Origin of the sequence: Streptosporangium sp. OZ121, from assembly GCF_051918885.1 — a bacterium.
Lineage (GTDB): Bacteria > Actinomycetota > Actinomycetes > Streptosporangiales > Streptosporangiaceae > Streptosporangium.
Map to the genome: position 1 here is coordinate 71,603 of NZ_JBPXMC010000034.1, position 18,540 is coordinate 90,142.

An 18,540-nucleotide genomic window follows, 5' to 3' on the forward strand; every position below is an offset into this window, starting at 1 on the left:
TCCGCCGGTCGCGGAGCCTGCCTTCATCCTCCGTCCCCAGGAGAACCGCTCCGTTCGGTGAGCGACCAGCAGGCAGCAGAAAAGGCATTTCCCATTCCTCGTGACGGCCCGTCGGGGCCTCCGCTGTGCGGGCCTGTCCGGCCTTCGCATGGCTTCGCGCGCCCCCACGAGGGTCAGGTCCCCCCCGAAACTGCTAGGAGCTTCAATCATGCGTACGTGGGTTACGGGCACGGCCCCCGCGGCACTGCTCGCACTGGGCGTCATGGCCATGGGCGGCGGTACGGCCTTCGCCGACACCGACGGCGACCACTCGATCGGTGGAGGAAACCAGGTCAAACTCCCGATCACCCTGCCGGTCGACATCAGCGGCAACGCCGTCGGTGTGGCCGGGCAGTCGGCCGCGTCCTCGGAGGGCGGCGCCTCCGTCGAGAACGGTGACGGCGACACGGGCGCCGGTGGCAACACCACGTCCGGCCGGGGTTCGGTGCTGGGCGGCAACCAGGTCGTCGCTCCCATCACCGCACCCGTCAACGCCTGTGGCAACGCGGTGTCGGTGTTCGGCCGCTCCGAGGCGGGCTGCCGGGGCGGCGCCTCGGTGCGGAACCAGGGCGGAAGCGGCGGCGGAGCCGGCGGCAACCGCACGAACGGTGAGCACAGCATCGGCGGCGGCAACCAGGTGGTGGCGCCGATCACCGCGCCGATCAACGCCTGTGGCAACTCGTTCGCGATCTTCGGCGGCGCGACCGCCGGTTGCCGTGGCGGGGCCTCGGTGAGCAATCAGGGTGGGGCCGGTCGCGGTGCCGGTGGCAACACCACGTCCGGCCGGGGTTCGGTGCTGGGCGGCAACCAGGTGGTGGCGCCGATCACCGCGCCGATCAACATCTGCGGCAACTCGGTCGCCGTCGTCGGCGGGGCCTTCTCCGGTTGCGAGGGCGGTGCCGAGGTCGTCGGCGGCGGCACCCCGGGCGGTCCTGGGCACCCGGGCGGCCCCGGGCACCCGGGTGGTCCTGGGCACCCGGGTGGTCCTGGGTGGCCGGGTAAGCCCGGAGAGCACGGCAGGCCCGGCGGCAAGCCGGGCAAGCCCGGTTACGGCGACCACGGCGACCGCGGGAAGCAGTGGCCGCGTCCCGGTGGCGGCTGGGAGCACGGCCCGCGTCCGGGCGGCCCCGGTTCGGGCGGTCCCGGCGACGGCTGGAAGCACGGTCCCCGTCCCGGCGGTCCCGGCGGTCCTGGCGGCCCCGGGGGTTACGGCCGGCCGGGCAACGACACCGACGGGCGCTTCGGCGCCGGCAGCGGCAACCAGGTGGTGGCGCCGATCACCGCGCCCGCCGAGGTCTGCGGCAACGCCGTCGGCAACGGCCAGGCGGGTTGCCCCGGAGGAGTGTCGGTGCCCGCGGGCCGGGGCGGTGGCGGTGGCGCGGGTGGCAACACCACGTCCGGCCGGGGTTCGGTGCTGGGCGGCAACCAGGTGGTGGCGCCGATCACCGCGCCGATCAACGTCTGCGGCAACGCGGTCGCCGTCCTGGGCGGCGCGTTCGCCGGTTGCCAGGGCGGTGCGTCCGTCGTGGGCGGCGCCGGCGGTGGCGGTGGCGCGGGTGGCAACACCACGTCCGGCCGGGGTTCGGTGCTGGGCGGCAACCAGGTGGTGGCGCCGATCACCGCGCCGATCAACGTCTGCGGCAACGCGGTCGCCGTCCTGGGCGGCGCGTTCGCCGGTTGCCAGGGCGGTGCGTCCGTCGTGGGCGGCGCCGGCGGTGGCGGTGGCGCGGGTGGCAACACCACGTCCGGCCGGGGTTCGGTGCTGGGCGGCAACCAGGTGGTGGCGCCGATCACCGCGCCGATCAACATCTGCGGCAACGCGGTCGCCGTCCTGGGCGACGCCGCCGCGGGCTGCCTCGGCGGCTCCCGCGCCGGCGGCCCGTCCGGGCGTCCGGGCGGTGGCCACGGCGGTCCCGGTGGTCACGACGGCGGCCAGTGGGGCGGTCCCGGCGGCCACGGCGGCCACGGTGGTCCCGGGGGTCACGGTGGCTACGACAACGGTCACGGCGGGGATTCCAAGCCCGGCAGGCACCGGACGAGCGGTCTGCTGCCCGCCCTCCCGGCCGTCCCGGCTCTCGGCGGCGCGGCCGGTCAGGCGTCCGCCTCCGGCGTGTCGGCGATGCCCGCGGCCCAGGGCGCGGCGGACCAGGCGCGGTTCCCTGCCGCCGCGAGGCTGCCCGAGCTGCCCGAGCTTCCCGCTGTGCCTGCCGTGCCCGCCACTCCGGCGAGCGACCGGGCCGCGGCGGCCGGGAACGGCTCGCCGCTGGCTCCCGTCACCGACCTGGCCTCCTCGACTCCGGCGGGCTCCCTGCCGGTCGGTGACCTGGGCCTGATGAGCGCCGCCCAGCCTGTCGGGGTGACCGGGATGAACGTCGGTTCCCTGGTCACCTTGCTGATCGGCGCGATGGCCGCGGTCGCCGCGACGGTCTTCGGCACCACCCGCCGGATCCGTTTCGGCAAGAAGTAAGGCGCAGAAAGTAAGGCATTAGTCACCCATTAGACACGCTTTCCCAGAGCCACTGAGGAAGGCGCGCAGGCGCCTCGACGGCGGTGGGACAGGACGGCCGCGCCCCGGTGGCGCGGCGTCCGCCCGGCCGGCGAGGCATGGAAGCTTTGCCCGTTCCGGGGGCGCGGCCCGGAGCGGGCAAAGCCATGTCCGGGGATCACATCGTCCTGGTCACACGTATGATCTTCCGGCGCAGTCGGACGTCCCGGCGACCGTCGGGATACAGTCGCAGGCGGTCGAGCTCCCAGTCGCCGTATTCTGCATGTTCGGTCAGTATCCGCCGGGCTGCGTCCCGGGATGTGCCACGCGGAAGGTGGAGAACCAAGTAGGAGTAGTCGAGCACAGCGATTAGTCTCCGAGGGTGAGCTGGGGGACGTCGACACTCATAGGGCTTTATTCTGCGTCCTTGCGGCTTCTCTTGGGAGTGTCCCCGGCTGAGACCGGGTAACCCGAGGGGAAGAAAACGGGGAACGAATGCGAACAGCGAGGTAGGAAGCAGCGTGCCAGCCAAGAACGGCAACGCCGACGGAACCCGCCTGGTGATCGTCGAGTCGCCTTCCAAGGCGAAGACCATCGCCGGGTACCTCGGCCGCGGCTACGTCGTGGAGTCCAGCATCGGGCATATTCGCGACCTCCCCGAGAAGGCCGACGACATCCCCGAGAAGTACAAGGGGGAGTCCTGGGCACGCCTCGGCGTCAACGTGGATCACGAGTTCGAGCCGCTCTATGTCGTCAACCACGACAAGAAGGCACAGGTGAGCAAGCTCAAGCAGCTGCTCAAGGACGCCGACGAGCTCTATCTCGCCACTGACGAGGACCGCGAGGGCGAGGCGATCGCCTGGCACCTCCGTGAGGTGCTCAATCCCAAGGTCCCGGTCCACCGCATGGTGTTCCACGAGATCACGCCACGGGCGATCCAGGAGGCGGTGGCCAACCCCCGCGCCCTGAACCTGAGGCTGGTCGACGCCCAGGAGACCAGGCGCATCCTCGACCGCCTCTACGGCTACGAGGTCAGCCCGGTCCTGTGGAAGAAGGTCAAGCCCAAGCTGTCCGCCGGGCGCGTGCAGTCCGTGGCGACCCGGCTGGTCGTGGAGCGCGAGCGCGAGCGCCTGGCGTTCACCAGCGCGAGTTACTGGGACCTGCAGGCGCTGCTCGACACCGGCCGCGACGAGGTCCCGCACGAGTTCACCGCCATGCTCACCGGCGTGGACGGCAAGCGCGTCGCCCAGGGCCGCGACTTCGCGAGCAACGGCACCCTCAAGAGCGCCGACGTGCTCCACCTCGACGAGCAGGCCGCCCACGCCCTGGCCGGGCGCCTGGCCGGGGTGCCGTACAAGGTCAGGTCCGTCGAGCGCAAGCCGTACACCCGCAAGCCGTACGCGCCGTTCAGGACGACCACGCTGCAGCAGGAGGCCAGCCGCAAGCTGGGCTTCTCCGCGAAGTCGACCATGCAGGTCGCCCAGCGCCTGTACGAGAACGGCTTCATCACCTACATGCGAACCGACAGCATCACGCTGTCGGAGACCGCCGTCGCGGCGGCCCGCAGCCAGGCCATCAAGCTGTACGGCGCGGCGTACGTGCCCGACAAGCCGCGCGTCTACGCCAGCAAGGTCAAGAACGCGCAGGAGGCGCACGAGGCGATCCGTCCCTCGGGCGAGGAGTTCCGCACGCCGGGCGAGACCGGGCTGAGCGGCGACATGTTCCGCCTGTACGAGCTGATCTGGCAGCGGACCGTGGCCTCCCAGATGAAGGACGCGGTCGGCGAGTCGGTCACCGTCAAGGTGGACGGCACGTCAGGCTCCGGCGAGCGGGTCGAGTTCACCGCCTCCGGGCGGACCATCACCTTCCACGGCTTCCTGAAGGCCTACGTCGAGGGCGCGGACGACCCGTCCACCGACCGGGACGACTCCGAGAAGCGCCTGCCGAACCTGACCGAGAACGACCCGCTCACCGCGTCCGCCCTCAACGTGCTGGCGCACGCCACCAAGCCGCCCGCGCGGTACACCGAGGCGTCGCTGATCAAGGAGCTGGAGGACCGGGAGATCGGCCGCCCGTCGACGTACGCGTCGATCATCGGAACGATCCTCGACCGAGGGTACGTCTTCAAGAAGGGCACGGCCCTGGTGCCGTCCTTCCTGGCGTTCGCGGTGGTCAACCTGCTGGAGCAGCACTTCGGCCACCTCGTCGACTACGACTTCACCGCCGACATGGAGAAGGTCCTCGACGACATCGCCAACGACAGGGCGGAGCGGGTGCCGGAGCTGCGCCGGTTCTACTTCGGCGTGGACGGCGACGAGGGCCTGAAGGAGATGGTCACCGATCTCGACGAGATCGACGCCAAGGAGATCAGCTCGTTCTCGATCAGGGGCACCGACATCATGATCCGGGTGGGCCGCTACGGCCCGTACCTGGACCGCGACGGCGCCCGGGTGAACGTGCCGGAGGACCTGGCTCCCGACGAGCTCACCGCCGAGATGGCCGAGGAGCTGTTCTCCCGCCCGACGGGTGACCGGGAGCTGGGCAAGGACCCGGTGACCGGGCACGTGATCGTGGCCAAGGACGGTCGTTACGGCCCGTACGTCACCGAGATCCTGCCCGAGGAGGCGCCGCCGGCCGAGGGCGCCAAGAAGAGGACCAAGAAGGCCGACGTTCCCAAGCCGCGCACCGGGTCGCTGCTCAAGACGATGTCCCTGGACACCGTCACCCTGGAAGACGCCCTGAAGCTCCTGTCGCTGCCCCGGGTGCTCGGGGTGATCGACGACCAGGAGGTCACCGCCCAGAACGGCAGATTCGGGCCGTACGTCAAAAAGGGCACCGACTCGCGCTCCCTGGCGTCGGAGGAGGAGCTGTTCACGGTCACCCTCGACCGGGCCAAGGAGCTGTTCGCCCAGCCCAAGGCCAGGGGGAGGCAGGCCGCCGCGGCGCCGCCGCTGCGCGAACTGGGTGAGGATCCCGTCTCCAAGAAGCCGATCGTGGTGAAGGAGGGGCGGTTCGGGCCCTACGTCACCGACGGGGAGACCAACGCCTCCCTGCGCAAGGGTGACGAGGTCGAGCAGATCACCACCGAGCGCGCCGCCGAGCTCCTCGCCGACCGCCGTGCCCGTGGCCCGGCGCCCAAGCGCCCCCGCACCACCCGGGCCAAGGCGAAGGCCTGACGCCCTGTTCCCGGGGCTCCGGTGACGCGGGGTGAAGGCCTGCGCCCTGTTCCCGGGGCTCCGGTGACGCCCGGGTTCCGGGGTTCCGGTGACGCTGGGTGAAGGCCCGACGCCCCGCTTTCCCGGATTTTCGGAACTTCCGGGGTTCTGGGAACGCATTCGCCGTCCCGGGCGTTCTTCGGAACGCGCCGGGAGCGGCCGGTGGGCGAACGGGAGAGGCGAGTGACGATCGTGGGCTTCGTGTCGCTGGTCGTCTTCGCGATCACGCTGGTCCACTGCTACCTGTGGCATCGCCTGATCCGCTCGACCACGCGACCCGGACGGACCCGTCGGGTGCTGACGTGGATCCTCGTCGCCCTGGCCGTGCTCGCCCCGGTGACGTTGGTCGCCTCCCGTAGCGAGTGGGGTCACTTCCTGGCGTGGCCGGGGTTCTTCTGGATCGCGGTGATGTTCTACCTCTTCGTGTTCCTGGTGCTCCTGGAGATTCCCCGGGTCGTGGCCCTGACGGTCCTGCGCGTGGTGGAGCTGCGGGCGGAGCGCCGCCGGGTTCCGCCGGGAGTGGCCGCCCGCAGGGCGGCGAGTACCGCGCTCGTGGCCGCTCGGCCGGTGCCCGCCGTTCGGTCCGATGCCGCCGGCCGGGATGAGCCCGAGACGGGTTCCGCGATCGGCGGTGTGATCGTCGTTCCGGGTGCCGGGGACGCGCGGCGCGGCGGAGGGGCCACCGGCGGGGCGAACGATCCGGCCGGGATGAGCAGGAGGCTGTTCATCGCCCGTACGGCCGCGGTCGCCGCCGGGGCGGGGGCGCTGGGCACGGTCGGTTTCGGGGTCGGGACGGCTCTCGGCGACCCGGTGATCGAACCGGTCAGGGTCGTGCTGCCCAGGCTGGATCCGCGCCTGAGCGGCCTGCGGTTCGCGGTGGTCAGCGACATCCACCTGGGCCCGCTCACCGGTACGGAACACACCCGGCGCATCGTTCGCATGATCAACTCCTTGAAGGCCGACGTGGTCGCCGTCGTCGGCGACCTGGTCGACGGCACGGTGGCCGAACTCGGCCCGCTGGCCAGGCCGCTGGAGGACCTCGAATCCCGCTACGGCGCCTACTTCGTCACCGGCAACCACGAGTACTACACCGCCAACGGCCCGCAGGAGTGGATGGAGGAGCTGCGCGGGCTCGGCGTCCGCCCGCTCGGCAACGAGCGCGTCGAGATCGCCCACGGGGGAGCCGTGCTCGACCTCGCGGGGGTCAACGACCTCGGCGGCGTCGCCTCGGGGGACGGTCCCGACTTCGAGCGGGCGCTGGGCGGCGACCGCGACCGTTCCCGGTCCACCGTCCTGCTCGCCCACCAGCCGGTCCAGGCCGTCCAGGCGGCCACGTACGGCGTGGACCTCCAGCTGTCCGGCCACACGCACGGTGGTCAGATGGTCCCCTTCAACCTGGTCGTCCCGATGCAGCAGCCGGTCGTCTCCGGCCTCGGCGAGGTGGACGGCACCCAGGTGTACGTGACGCGGGGCGCGGGCTTCTGGGGGCCGCCGGTCCGGGTGGGCGCTCCTCCCGAGATCACCCTGCTGGAAGTCCACCGCGAGCGCCTCTGACAATCCCGCCACGAGCACCTCCGGCCACCTCCGGCGTCCTCGGGGTGAGCGCCTTGAACAATCCCGCGGTGAGCACCTCCGGCACTCTCTCCACGAGCACCTCTGGAAACAGCGGTCCCGGGCGCTTCTTTTCGCAGGGGTGACCTGCGAGGTACGGGGCGGACGTATTACCCTCATGCGACGGGCAGCCGGGCATTTCCGCCTGGCTGGTGTTTTCCCCAGCCCAGCGAGCATCTGGATACGCTGACACTATGACCACCCCTGGCCGGAGCACCGCGCGACGCAAGCCCCCCCACGTGCTGGCCAATGCCCCGTTCCGCAAGCTGTGGACGGCGATGTCGGTGTGCAGCCTGGGAGACTGGCTCAACCTCCTGGCGCTGACCGCCCTCGCGGGCAACCTCACCGCGGCGTCGGGCTACAAGGTCCAGAGCCTGGCCATCGGCGGTGTCTTCGTGGCGAAGATGCTCCCGGCCATCCTGCTGGGCCCGCTCGCGGGCGCGTTCGCCGACCGGTTCGACCGGCGGCTGACGATGTTCTTCTGCGACCTCCTGCGCTTCGCGCTGGTGCTGTCGATCCCGCTGATCGGCAGCTACCAGTGGGTGATCATCGCCACGTTCCTGGTCGAGTGCGTCAACCTCTTCTGGGTCCCGGCCAAGGACGCCACGGTGCCCAACCTGGTGCCCAAGGAGCGGCTGGAGGAGGCCAACCAGCTCAACCTCCTGGTCACGTACGGCACCGCGCCCATCGCGGCGCTGCTGTTCGCGCTGCTGTCGGTCGCCGACGACTTCCTGGGCAGGCTGGTGCCCTTCCTCGCCCAGCGCGAGACCTACCTGGCGCTGTTCATCAGCGCGCTCGCGTACCTGGTCTCGGCCGTCGTCATCTTCTCGCTCAAGGACATCCCGAGGAGCGGCGCGCGGGCCACCTCCACGCCGTCGGTGCTGCGGCAGATCTTCGAGGGCTGGCGGTTCGTCGGCGGCAACCGGCTGATCCGGGGTCTGATCATCGGCATGCTGGGCGCGTTCGCCGCCGGCGGCGCGGTGGTCGGGGTGGCCAAGATCTACGTGGACGCGCTGGGCGGCGGCGACGCGGCGTACGGCGTGGTCTTCGGCGCGGTCTTCGTCGGCATGGCGTCCGGCATGTTCTTCGGGCCCAGGCTGCTGAGGGAGCTGTCGCGGCGGAGGTTGTTCGGCCTGTCGATCGTGGTGGCCGGGCTGGTCCTCGTCGCGATCGCGCTCGTCCACAACCTGGTGATCGTCGTTCTGCTGACCGTGCTGCTCGGCGCCTGCGCCGGGATCGCCTGGATCATCGGCTACACCATGATCGGGCTGGAGGTGGACGACAGCCTGCGGGGCCGTACGTTCTCCTTCCTGCAGTCGCTCGCCCGGGTGACCCTGCTGCTGGTGGTCGCGGTCGCACCGACCCTGGCGGGCCTGTTCGGCGAGCACCAGATCAGGGTCGGCCAGGAGCCGGTCTACCGGTTCGACGGCTCCAACCTGGTGATGCTGGTCGGCGGGCTGCTCGCGACGATCGTCGGGATCGTCGCGCTGCGGCAGATGGACGACCGCAGGGGCGTCTCGATCGTCGCCGACCTGGTCGCCGCGGTGCGCGGCGAGCGGTTCGCCCCCGAGAGCGCCGAGCAGGGGCGCGGGATGTTCGTCGCGTTCGAGGGCGGCGAGGGGTCGGGGAAGACCACCCAGTCCAGGCTGCTGGCGATCTGGCTGCGTGACCAGGGCTTCGACGTCGTGCAGACCCGCGAGCCCGGCTCGACGAAGGTGGGGATGCGGCTGCGCGCGATCCTGCTCGACGCGGTGCACCAGGGGCTGTCCGCGAGGTCCGAGGCGCTGCTGTACGCGGCCGACCGGGCCGAGCACGTGGAGAAGGTCATCCGCCCGGCCCTGTACCGGGGTTCGATGGTGATCTCCGACCGCTACGTCGACTCGTCGCTCGCCTACCAGGGCGCGGGCCGGGCGCTGGAGGCCGAGGACGTCACGAGGATCAACAGCTGGGCCACCGGCGGGCTCGTCCCGGACCTCACGGTGCTCATCGACACCCCGCCGTCGGTGGGGCTGGCCCGGCTGGGCGGGGCCGCCGACCGCATCGAGTCGGAGCCCCTGGAGTTCCACGAGCGCGTCCGCCGCGAGTTCCGGGCGCTGGCCGCCGCCGAGCCCGACCGCTACCTGGTCGTCGACGGGACCCTGCCCCAGAACCAGATCTCCTCGATCATCCAGGACCGGGTCCGCGAGATCCTGCCCGACCCGGTGCCGCGGGAGTCGGAGGACGTCACCGGGACCATGCCCGCCATCCGTGACTGAGCCCGCGTGGCGGTGGCCGGTACGGGTGGGCTCGGGCCGTGCCGGGAGCGCGATCCGCGACTGAGCCCGTGTCCCCGGCGGTAGGTTGGGGGACGTGGGAGTCTTTGATGATCTTGTGGGGCAGGAGCGGGCCGCCGCGACGCTCCGCCGGGCGGCGGCGGCCGGGGCCGACCTGCTGGCCGGGGGGCGCGGCGCCGGGATGACCCACGCGTGGCTGTTCACCGGGCCGCCCGGGTCCGGGCGCGAGGAGGCCGCGCGGGCGTTCACCGCCGCGCTGTTCTGCCCCGACCAGGGGTGCGGCCACTGCGACATGTGCCACCAGGTGGCGGTCGGCTCCCATCCCGACCTGGAGATCGTCCGCCCGCAGGGGCTCTCGTACGGCATCAAGGACACCCGGCGGCTCATCCTGCGCGCGGCCGGGGCGCCGACGCTGGGCCGCTGGCGGGTCGTGCTGTTCGAGGACGCCGACCGGGCGACCGAGGGGGCGTCCAACGCGCTGCTCAAGGCCATCGAGGAGCCGCCGCCGAAGACGGTGTGGCTGCTCTGCGCGCCCTCCCCGGACGACATGATGATCACCATCAGGTCCCGCTGCCGGCTCGTCACGCTCGTCACCCCGCCCACCGCGGCGGTCGCCCACGTGCTGGCCACGCGCGAGAACGTGCCGCCGGGGATGGCGGAGTTCGCCGCCAGGGCCGCCCAGGGGCACATCGACCGCGCCCGCAGGCTGGCGCTGGACGCGGAGGCGCGTGCGCGACGCGAGGCGGTGCTGTCCATCCCCCGGTCGCTGACCGGCGTCGGGGAGTGCGTGATGGCCGCCGAGCGGCTGGTGAAGACCGCCGAGGACGAGGCCGCCGCGGTCACCGCGGTGCTGAACGAGTCGGAGATCACCGAGTTGCGCCAGGTCTACGGCGAGGGCTCCACCGGCAAGGGGCTCAACAGGGGCCTGATCCGCGGCGGTGCCGGCGCGCTCAAGGATCTCGAGGACCGGCAGAAGTCCCGGGCGACCCGCACCAAGCGCGACGTCATCGACGCGTCCCTGCTCGACCTGGTGGCGTTCTACCGGGACGTGCTGGCGGTGCAGTTCGGCGCGCACGTGGAGCTGTCCGGCGAGGACCGCCGCGCCGACCTGGAGGAGCTGGCCCGCGCCTCCACACCGGAGGACACCCTGCTCAGGATCGACGCGATCATGCGCTGCCGGAGGCGGCTGGCGTCCAACGTCAGCCCGCAGATGGCGGTCGAGTCGATGACCATCTCGTTGCACCGGCCCCGGCTGTGAGCCGGTCCGGTTCCGGGCCGTGCCGGCCTCGACGTCGGCCCGGCTTCAGCGTGGAGCGGTCACGGGGCGAGGGCGCCGCCGACGAAGGTCCGCTCAGGAGGGGAGGCGAGGAGTTCGACCATGGTGCCCGGGCGGAGTTCCTCGCCGAGGACCGATGTGATCGCGTCGGTGAGGGCGGCGCCGAGGCGGGCGGTGATCTCGGCGGCGTCGGGGCGTTCGAACGCGCCTGACCGGACGCCCAACGTGACCGAGACGCTGGTGTCCACGGGCACGCCCCCCTGGGCGAAGCGGCCCGCGGGAACGCCGGACAGCCGGATGCTCACCAGCGGCCGCGCCCACTCGCCGTAGACGCTGACGATCGCTTCGGTCAGGGCGGTCACGAGCTCGGCTTCGTTGCCCGCTAGCCTGGCGTCTGGAAGATGGGCGGTCAGATGCGGCACGGTGAACCTCGTTTCCTTTGACCCTAAAGGCTTTAAGCTTAAAGGTATCGGTGAGGGGTTGCTGATGTCCACTGAACCGGGTGGTATCGCCGTCAACGAGGCCGTCCGCACCCTGCTGTTGCTCATGCCCCGGCTCGTCGGCCGCGCCAAACGTCTGCCGATTCCGCCGGAGCTGCGGGACCTCGACCTGGCGCCCCGGCACCTGGCCCTGCTGGCCCACCTGGAATATGACGGCCCCGCCGGCGTGAACGAGCTCGCCGATCGGCTGGAGGTGGCGCCGACGACCGTCAGCCTCATGGTCAGCGAACTGGTGCGGCCAGGTGTCCTGGAGCGGACCGCCGACCCCGCCGACCGTCGCCGCCGGATCATCGCCATCACCCCGGCCTACGCCGAACCGATCCGCGCCTGGCTGTCCGGCAGCGCCACCGCCTGGGAACACGTCATGAGCGGCCTGTCACCCGCCGAACGCGCGACCGTCGTCACCGCACTCCGCTCCTTCGAGGCCGCGCTGGAACGCCGAGACCCGCGACCGAACGACGAACCGCGAAGCTGACCGGCCACATCGGGGTGTCGGGGAGACTCGTGTACCCGGTGACACGAGTCTTGCCGATACCCCGTCTCGCGGGCACTTCTGGATGCCATGGTTCGGGCGGGCATCTCCTGGTTCGCCGGGGGGCGGAGTTCGGGGAGATCGGCTCTGGCCGGTATCGGACGCTTCGGAATTTCTCCTGGATGCCTCGGCGAATATCTGCTGGTGAGAAGGGGGTACTGGCCATCACCAAGCGGTCACTACCCGCCTGTTTACGATTAGATGGAACCATTCACCGCTAAGTCACCTCAAAGTACGAGTGTGTGTCGTTAGGATTAACAGGAAAAAATAAGCTATTTCGTTGTAAATCGGTGGACAGTGTCCTGCTCTACGGGGATGAGCAGAGAAGACCGGGGGACGCTTGGTGAGCATTGGGGCACGCCACGGAGTGATTCCGTCCGTGAGCGGGCGGGCCGTCACGAGCCGTGTGGGCAACGACGACACGCTGAGGATCGAATGGCCCGAGCCGGTCGACGGAAACGACGGGAATACCGGGAACGCCGGGAATGGCGGGAATGGCGGAAACGGCGCGGAGATCGTCCTGCGGCACGTGGAGACCGGTGAGGAGTGCGGGGCCGCGGAGCTGACGGCACTGTCCGCGGGTGTCTGGATGGCGTCGCGCGGCGGCGAGCCCGTCTTCACCGACGATCCGGGGTTCTCGCTCGACGGGTTGTGGTCCTACGCCGAGACCCGCCGCAACCGGGAGATCAGGGCGTTCCGTACCTCCCTCGGCACGCTGGGCCTGCAGGTCCGCGAGGTCGAGCCGTACGTCGAGGTGATCCGCGTGACCGCGGAGGACGGCGTGATCCAGGTGGAGGGCGCCATCGCGTACGGCGATCCGATCCGGGGGGCGGCCAGGCTCGTGGCGGTGGCCCGCCGGGGGCCGGAGCCCGTGAGCGGGCCCGCGAGCTTCCAGGGGCGGTGGTTCGAGGGAGGGGTGGAGATCGCGCCGATGGCCGAGACGCAGGTGCGGCGCCGGGTCTTCTGGGACCTCTACGCGGAGGTCTCCGGAATGCGGCTGCCGCTGGCGACCCGACTTGATGACATAACAGATAAGAAGGCCAAAGTTCGTTTTCCTGCCCAGCGTGTCGGGCAGGTGAGGGTCCGGCCGTACTACACCGAGACCGACAGCCTCGCCGTCGCGCTCAGCATCGAGGAGGTGAGCTCGTGAAGATCTCCTTTCTCATCCTCAACGCCTACGGCATGGGCGGGACCATCCGCGCCACCTTCGACCTCGCCACCGCCCTGTCGGAGCGGCACGAGGTCGAGGTCGTCAGCGTCTTCCAGCACGTCGACAGCCCCTTCCTGCCGCTGGGCTCGCAGGTTCGCCTGCGCTCGCTGGTGGACCTGAGGGAGGGTGCCAGGGTCCGCTGGCCGTACACGAAGAAAGCCGAGCGGCTGGGCGCGCGGGAGAGCGCGCTGATCCACCCCGAGGAGCGCGCGTACGCCTCCTTCAGCGCCTGGAGTGACGAGGTTCTCGTCCGCGAGCTGCGCAGGCTCCGCAGCGACGTGCTGATCACCACCCGCGCGGGACTCAACATCATGGCCGCGAGGTACGCCCGCAAGCGGGTCGTCACGATCGCCCAGGAGCACCTGCACTTCGAGGCCCACCAGCCCGGGATCTTCGAGGAGATCCGGACGTGGTACCCGAAGCTCGACGCCGTCGTGACCCTCACCGAGGCCGACGAGCACGACTACCGCAAGATGCTCAACGGGTCGTCCACCCGGGTGTTCACCATCGGCAACGGGCTGCCCGGCGGGCCGCGTCCGCGCTCCAGGCAGGAGAACCGGATCGTGCTGGCCGCGGGCAGGCTGGTGCCGGTCAAGGGGTACGACCGGCTGCTGAAGGCGTTCGTCCGGGTGGCCAGGGAACGCCCGGACTGGAAGCTGCGGATCTACGGTGAGGGCCGGGTCGGCGACAAGCTGGTCAGGCAGTCCGTCAAGCTGCGCCTGCACAACAACGTCACGTTCATGGGTCCCACCGGAGACATCGAGGGCGAGCTCGCCAAGGCCTCGATCCACGCGGTCAGCTCCCGGTTCGAGGGCTTCGGCATGACCATCATCGAGGCGTTCGCCTCCGGGGTGCCGGTGATCAGCTTCGACTGCCCCCGGGGCCCCCGCGAGATCATCACCTCCGGGGTGAACGGGCTGCTGGTCCCCGCCGACGACGTGGACGCCCTGGCCGGTGGGCTGATCCAGATGATCGACGACGAGGAGGGGCGCCGCCGGATGGCCGAGAACGCTCTCCGGACGGCCAGGAACTACGACCTCTCCATGATCGTCAATCGCTGGGAGAAGTCCTTCGCCGAACTCGGCCGCTGACCGGAGCGGCGGACGGCCCGGCAGGGCGTCTCCGTGACGTGACCCTGTCGTCTTCGGGAGGAACTCCCGATCCAGTGATCGAAATGCTCTCCCACGAAAAGCCCCTGGCCAGGGACCGCGCCGGCGCCGCGACGTCGACGGAGTCCCCGGCCAGGGGATGGGTTTCCAGGGAACGAGTGAGAGACGCGCAGGCCGGCCGGAGGGGCGTACGGGGCTCGTCGCAGCCGGCGGCGGGGGCTTCGGGCGGCTCTCCGCGTCCCTGGGTATGACGCGTAGGGTGAGCACGAGCCGTACCCCCAGGTTTGGAGCCATATGGGCATGATCATGGCGGTGAGTTTCACCCGCTACGGCAGGCTGTACTACCTCGATCCCGGTGAGCACAGTCCCAAGGTCGGAGACAAGGTGCTGGTTCCCACCGACGCCGGGCCCGAGGTCGCCGAGTGCGTCTGGGCGCCCCAGTGGACGAGCGAGGAGATCGGCGGGCTGCCGGTGTGCGCGGGCATCGCGAACGAGGAGCACCTGACCCGCGACGAGGGCAACAAGCGGCGGCGCGCCGAGGCCCGCAGCGTCTCCAAGCGCCTGATCAAGCGGCACACGCTGCCGATGAAGGTCGTCGGCGTCGACTACACGGACGCCGAGAACGTCTACACGGTCTATTTCTCGGCCCCCCAGCGGGTCGACTTCCGCGCTCTCGTCCGCGACCTGGCCCGCAACCTGCGCGCCCGGGTGGAACTGCGTCAGATCGGCCCCCGCGACGAGGCACGCCTGCAGGGCGGCATCGGCCCCTGCGGCCGTGACCTGTGCTGCGCCACCTTCCTCAAGGACTTCGAACCGGTCTCCGTCCGGATGGCCAAGGACCAGGACCTGCCGGTCAACCCGCTGCGCATCGCGGGAGCGTGCGGGCGGCTGATGTGCTGCCTGAAGTACGAGCACCCGCTCTATCTCGACGCGCACAGCAGGATGCCCCGCGTCGGGCTGAAGGTCGACACCCCCGAGGGGGCGGGAACCGTCGTGGGCCGCAACGTACCCTCCGACTCCGTCGTGGTCCGCCTGGAGGACGGCGGACGCCGCTGCGCGTGCCCGTCGGCGTCGGTGTGCTCGCCGCGCAAGCAGCACGACGCGGCGTATGGGGACGCGGTGAAGGTCGCCGACGGCGGACCGGAGGGGTGACCGGGGCTTTCCGAGGCCCGCCCGGGTCATGATCCCTTGGACGCCCGCAAGTCTTCGGTCTGGTGAACGACGTGGCACGGCCTCCCGGGGTCCGTGCCACGTGGCCGCTCGCGGCCCGCGTGTCCGCCTGGGCGATGCGCGGTCGCGGGGTCCGGCGCGGGCGTAGGATGCGAGCGGTCAGCCTCTCCGCGCGCGTCGGCTCCCCTCGCCGGACCCGCGTGCGATCCCGACCCACGGACTACGGAGCGGACAAGGCGTGAGATCCCAGGTGGTCGCCGTACTGGCGGCGGTGGTGACCCTGCTGGCGAGCGCGTGCACCGGAACCGACGCCAACGCCGGTTCCGGCAGCGGTACGGGCGGTGGCGAGGCGGGGAGAGCGTCGCTCGGCTGGGAGGAGTGCGGGGACGGTTTCGAGTGCGCGAAGCTCCCGGTTCCCCTCGACCACGCCAAGCCGGACGGCGAGAAGATCGAGCTCAGCGTGATCCGGCTGCCCGCCTCGGGCGACCGGATCGGCTCGATCCTTCTCAACCCCGGCGGACCCGGCGCCTCCGGGGTGAAGTACGCGCGAGGTGCCCGCACGGCGGTGAGCAAGGCCGTACGAGACCGCTTCGACGTCGTGGGCTTCGACCCGCGCGGGGTCGGCGGGTCCGCGCCCGTCCGGTGCCTGTCGACGAGTGAGCTGGACACCTACGTCGGCCTCGACAGCTCGCCCGACTCGCCGGGGGAGGTCACCATGCTGGAGGAGGGCTCGCGGCGGTTCGCCTCCGGCTGCCAGGCCCGCTCGGGCAGGCTCCTGCCGCACGTCGGCACGATCGACGCCGCCCGGGACATGGACCTGCTGCGCGCCGCGGTCGGGGACTCCCGCCTCACCTACCTCGGCAAGTCGTACGGCACCCAGCTGGGCGCCGCCTACGCGGACCTCTTCCCCACCCGCGTACGCGCCCTCGTCCTGGACGGCGCCGTGGACCCCTCGCTCAGCCCGCTGGAGATGAACACCGCGCAGGCACGCGGTTTCGAGGTCGCCCTCGACGCGTTCCTCGGCGACTGCCTCACCGCCACCGACTGCCCCTTCCGCGGCTCCGTCGGCTCCGCCCGCGCGGAGATCGCCGCCCTGCTCCGCCGCGCGGACACGGCTCCCCTGACGAATGGGACGGGCGACGGCCGTACGGTGACCGAGGCCTGGACCACCCTCGGCCTGATCACCCCGCTCTACGACCGGCAGGCCTGGCCGGTTCTCCGCCAGGCACTCGGCCGGGCGCTGAAGGGCGACGGCACCACCCTGCTCCGCCTGGCCGACCTGCTGATCGACCGCGAGGCGAACGGCGAGTACACCAACCAGACCGAGTCCAACCTGGCCGTCAACTGCGTCGACGCCCCCTATCCCCGCGACTCCGGCGCCTACGCCACGGCGGCCCGGGAGTCGGCCAAGGACGCCCCGCTCTTCGGCGCGTACGTCATGTGGAGCTCGCTGCCCTGCGCGTACTGGCCGGCCAAGGGAGGCCCGCGGGCCAAGATCGACGCTCCCGGAGCCCCGCCCATCATGGTCGTCGGCACCGAACGCGACCCGGCCACGCCCTACCAGTGGTCCGAGGCTCTCGCCTCCCAGCTCTCCTCCGGTGTCCTCGTCGGTTTCGACGGTGACGGGCACACCGCCTACCTGACGGGCTCGGAATGTGTGGACCGCCTGGTGGACGACTACCTGATCGATCTGACCGTTCCCAAGGACGGAACCCGGTGCCCCAAGATCAGCTGATTCCAGGGCGCGGGAAGGCCCCGGGAGCCTGTAGACTGCCGTAGGCCGTGGTGAAACACGGCACGCCGCCTTAGCTCAGTCGGCCAGAGCACTTCACTCGTAATGAAGGGGTCTGGGGTTCGATTCCCCAAGGCGGCTCCAGCTCAGAGGCCCTCATGATGATCATGGGGGCCTTCTGCGTGTCTAAGTGCGTGACTATCATTCCCGGTCACGCCTTGAAGATCCGATCCATGACGATCGCGCCGCCCTGGAGTACGGGCCGGATCTGCTTGCGGTAGACCAGCTCCGTGACGGCCGTGCTGCTGTGGCCGACCAGGCGGGAGATCTCCTCCAGGGGGATGCCGCTGTCGGAGAGCACGGACACGAAGCTGTGCCGCAGCTCTCGGGGCGACCACTGCGCCGGGTCGAGGCCAGCGTCCTTGATGATCGACCGGAAGGCCCGCCGCACGTTGGCCGCGTCCAGCGGAGTGCCCGCCGCCGACGCGAACACGAGGTCGTGTTCCTGCCATCGTTCACCCGCCGAGGCGCGGTCCTTGTCCTGCTGCTCCCGATGGGTCATGAGCGCCTTCACGCAGTGGTCGGGCAGCGCCAGCGTACGCCGGGACTTCCGGGTCTTCGTGTCTCCACCGGTTCGCACGGAGCGCCACACGGCCACATGCGGCGGCACCTGTGGTTCGTCCTGCCTGCCCTCCAGATCCACATGTGACCACGTCAGCGCCCGCAGCTCCTCCGTCCGTGCTCCGGTGAGCAGGGCGACCACGATGTAGGCGTGCATCCGGCTACCCTCGGACGCCTTGAGCACGGCTTCCGCCTGAGCAAGCGTGAGAGCCTTGGAGGGACGGCCCTCCTTGCCCTTCGGGACCGCGCACAGCTCCACGACGTTCCGCTTGACCTTGTCTCTCGCCATCGCGCGCTTGACCGAGCGGTTCAGGTAGGAGCGGAGAAGCTGCACGGTGCTGGTGCTGAGAGTGGCGGCCTTGTCGGCGAGCCACTTGTCCACATCCTGTGCACTCAGGTCGCGCAGCTTCCGTGCCCCCAGCGCGGGTATGACGTGATTCCGGCAAAGGATCTTGCCGGTCTCCACCGTGGACGTGTCCCGCCTACTGAGTTCGTAGGTCAACCAGTCGTTCACGGCGTGCGCGACCGTGTAATCCGATGGGGCGATGGCAAGGCCGTCCTCGTAGTCGCGTAACACCTCCTTGAGCTTGGCCTTGGCCTCCGTCTTGGTCCTGCCGCTGCCACGCTTGATGACCCGCTTGCCGCTCGGGTCATGGCCGAGACTGGCCGTGGCGATCCAGCGCTGTCGTTTCTCGTCCCAGTGCAGGCCGCCGTCTCCCCGGCTGCGTCGTGTGGTCATGATGCCCTCGCTTCCTGTTCGAGTAGTG

General features: G+C 70.7%; 13 protein-coding genes and 1 tRNA gene. 11 read left to right on the forward strand and 3 right to left on the reverse strand.

All coding sequences use genetic code 11. The features are described 5' to 3' along the window. Positions 1 to 208 precede the first annotated feature (208 nt). A complete protein-coding gene (locus ACTOQ1_RS37260) occupies positions 209 to 2,506 on the forward strand; it encodes a chaplin family protein (protein WP_440072723.1) in 2,298 nt (765 codons plus the stop codon). Positions 2,507 to 2,702: 196 nt separating this feature from the next. Here the strand turns inward: ACTOQ1_RS37260 and ACTOQ1_RS37265 are convergent, their stop codons facing one another. Continuing rightward, entirely contained in the window at positions 2,703 to 3,119 is a 417-nt protein-coding gene (locus ACTOQ1_RS37265) for a DUF5703 family protein (protein WP_425581893.1), read from the reverse strand. Here ACTOQ1_RS37265 and topA point away from each other — a divergent pair. From topA to ACTOQ1_RS37285, 4 genes are all read left to right on the forward strand, one after another. Next, the gene (gene topA, locus ACTOQ1_RS37270) at positions 3,046 to 5,700 is read left to right on the forward strand and encodes a type I DNA topoisomerase (protein WP_440072725.1); all 2,655 of its coding nucleotides are present in this window, start codon (positions 3,046 to 3,048) and stop codon (positions 5,698 to 5,700) included. The genes ACTOQ1_RS37265 and topA overlap by 74 nt on opposite strands. 222 nt (positions 5,701 to 5,922) lie before the next feature. Beyond that, on the forward strand, positions 5,923 to 7,293 hold the full coding sequence (locus tag ACTOQ1_RS37275; protein WP_440072726.1) for a metallophosphoesterase: 1,371 nt from the start codon (positions 5,923 to 5,925) through the stop codon (positions 7,291 to 7,293). A gap of 251 nt (positions 7,294 to 7,544) precedes the next feature. Then, the gene (gene tmk, locus ACTOQ1_RS37280) at positions 7,545 to 9,605 is read left to right on the forward strand and encodes a dTMP kinase (protein ID WP_440072728.1); all 2,061 of its coding nucleotides are present in this window, start codon (positions 7,545 to 7,547) and stop codon (positions 9,603 to 9,605) included. Between the two features lie 94 nt (positions 9,606 to 9,699). Beyond that, positions 9,700 to 10,881, forward strand: a complete 1,182-nt coding sequence (locus tag ACTOQ1_RS37285; RefSeq protein WP_440072729.1) for a DNA polymerase III subunit delta' — start codon at positions 9,700 to 9,702, stop codon at positions 10,879 to 10,881. 59 nt (positions 10,882 to 10,940) lie between these two features. Here ACTOQ1_RS37285 and ACTOQ1_RS37290 read toward each other — a convergent pair whose 3' ends face one another. Further along, positions 10,941 to 11,321 (reverse strand): tautomerase family protein, encoded by a 381-nt coding sequence (locus ACTOQ1_RS37290; protein ID WP_440072730.1) that lies wholly within the window; start codon positions 11,319 to 11,321, stop codon positions 10,941 to 10,943. A 64-nt stretch (positions 11,322 to 11,385) separates the two neighbouring features. Here ACTOQ1_RS37290 and ACTOQ1_RS37295 point away from each other — a divergent pair, with 64 nt between their 5' ends. The 6 genes from ACTOQ1_RS37295 (at position 11,386) to ACTOQ1_RS37320 (ending at position 17,296) form a co-directional block, all read left to right on the forward strand. After that, positions 11,386 to 11,874, forward strand: coding sequence for a MarR family winged helix-turn-helix transcriptional regulator (locus tag ACTOQ1_RS37295; RefSeq protein ID WP_440072733.1), 489 nt, complete (start codon positions 11,386 to 11,388; stop codon positions 11,872 to 11,874). A 436-nt stretch (positions 11,875 to 12,310) separates the two neighbouring features. Beyond that, entirely contained in the window at positions 12,311 to 13,081 is a 771-nt protein-coding gene (locus ACTOQ1_RS37300) for a hypothetical protein (protein ID WP_440072735.1), read from the forward strand. After that, positions 13,078 to 14,232 (forward strand): glycosyltransferase family 4 protein, encoded by a 1,155-nt coding sequence (locus tag ACTOQ1_RS37305; protein WP_440072736.1) that lies wholly within the window; start codon positions 13,078 to 13,080, stop codon positions 14,230 to 14,232. Before ACTOQ1_RS37300 ends, ACTOQ1_RS37305 begins: the two co-directional genes overlap by 4 nt. Positions 14,233 to 14,544: 312 nt before the next feature. Further along, the gene (locus tag ACTOQ1_RS37310; RefSeq protein WP_440072738.1) at positions 14,545 to 15,402 is read left to right on the forward strand and encodes a PSP1 domain-containing protein; all 858 of its coding nucleotides are present in this window, start codon (positions 14,545 to 14,547) and stop codon (positions 15,400 to 15,402) included. Positions 15,403 to 15,658: 256 nt separating this feature from the next. Then, positions 15,659 to 17,155: an alpha/beta hydrolase gene (locus ACTOQ1_RS37315; protein ID WP_440072740.1), complete on the forward strand. Its 1,497-nt coding sequence runs from the start codon at positions 15,659 to 15,661 to the stop codon at positions 17,153 to 17,155. 64 nt (positions 17,156 to 17,219) lie between these two features. Next, positions 17,220 to 17,296 (forward strand) — tRNA-Thr (locus ACTOQ1_RS37320). 67 nt (positions 17,297 to 17,363) lie between these two features. Here ACTOQ1_RS37320 and ACTOQ1_RS37325 read toward each other — a convergent pair. Further along, positions 17,364 to 18,540 (reverse strand): tyrosine-type recombinase/integrase (locus ACTOQ1_RS37325; RefSeq protein WP_440072741.1); only part of this gene is annotated, 1,177 nt, incomplete at its 5' end.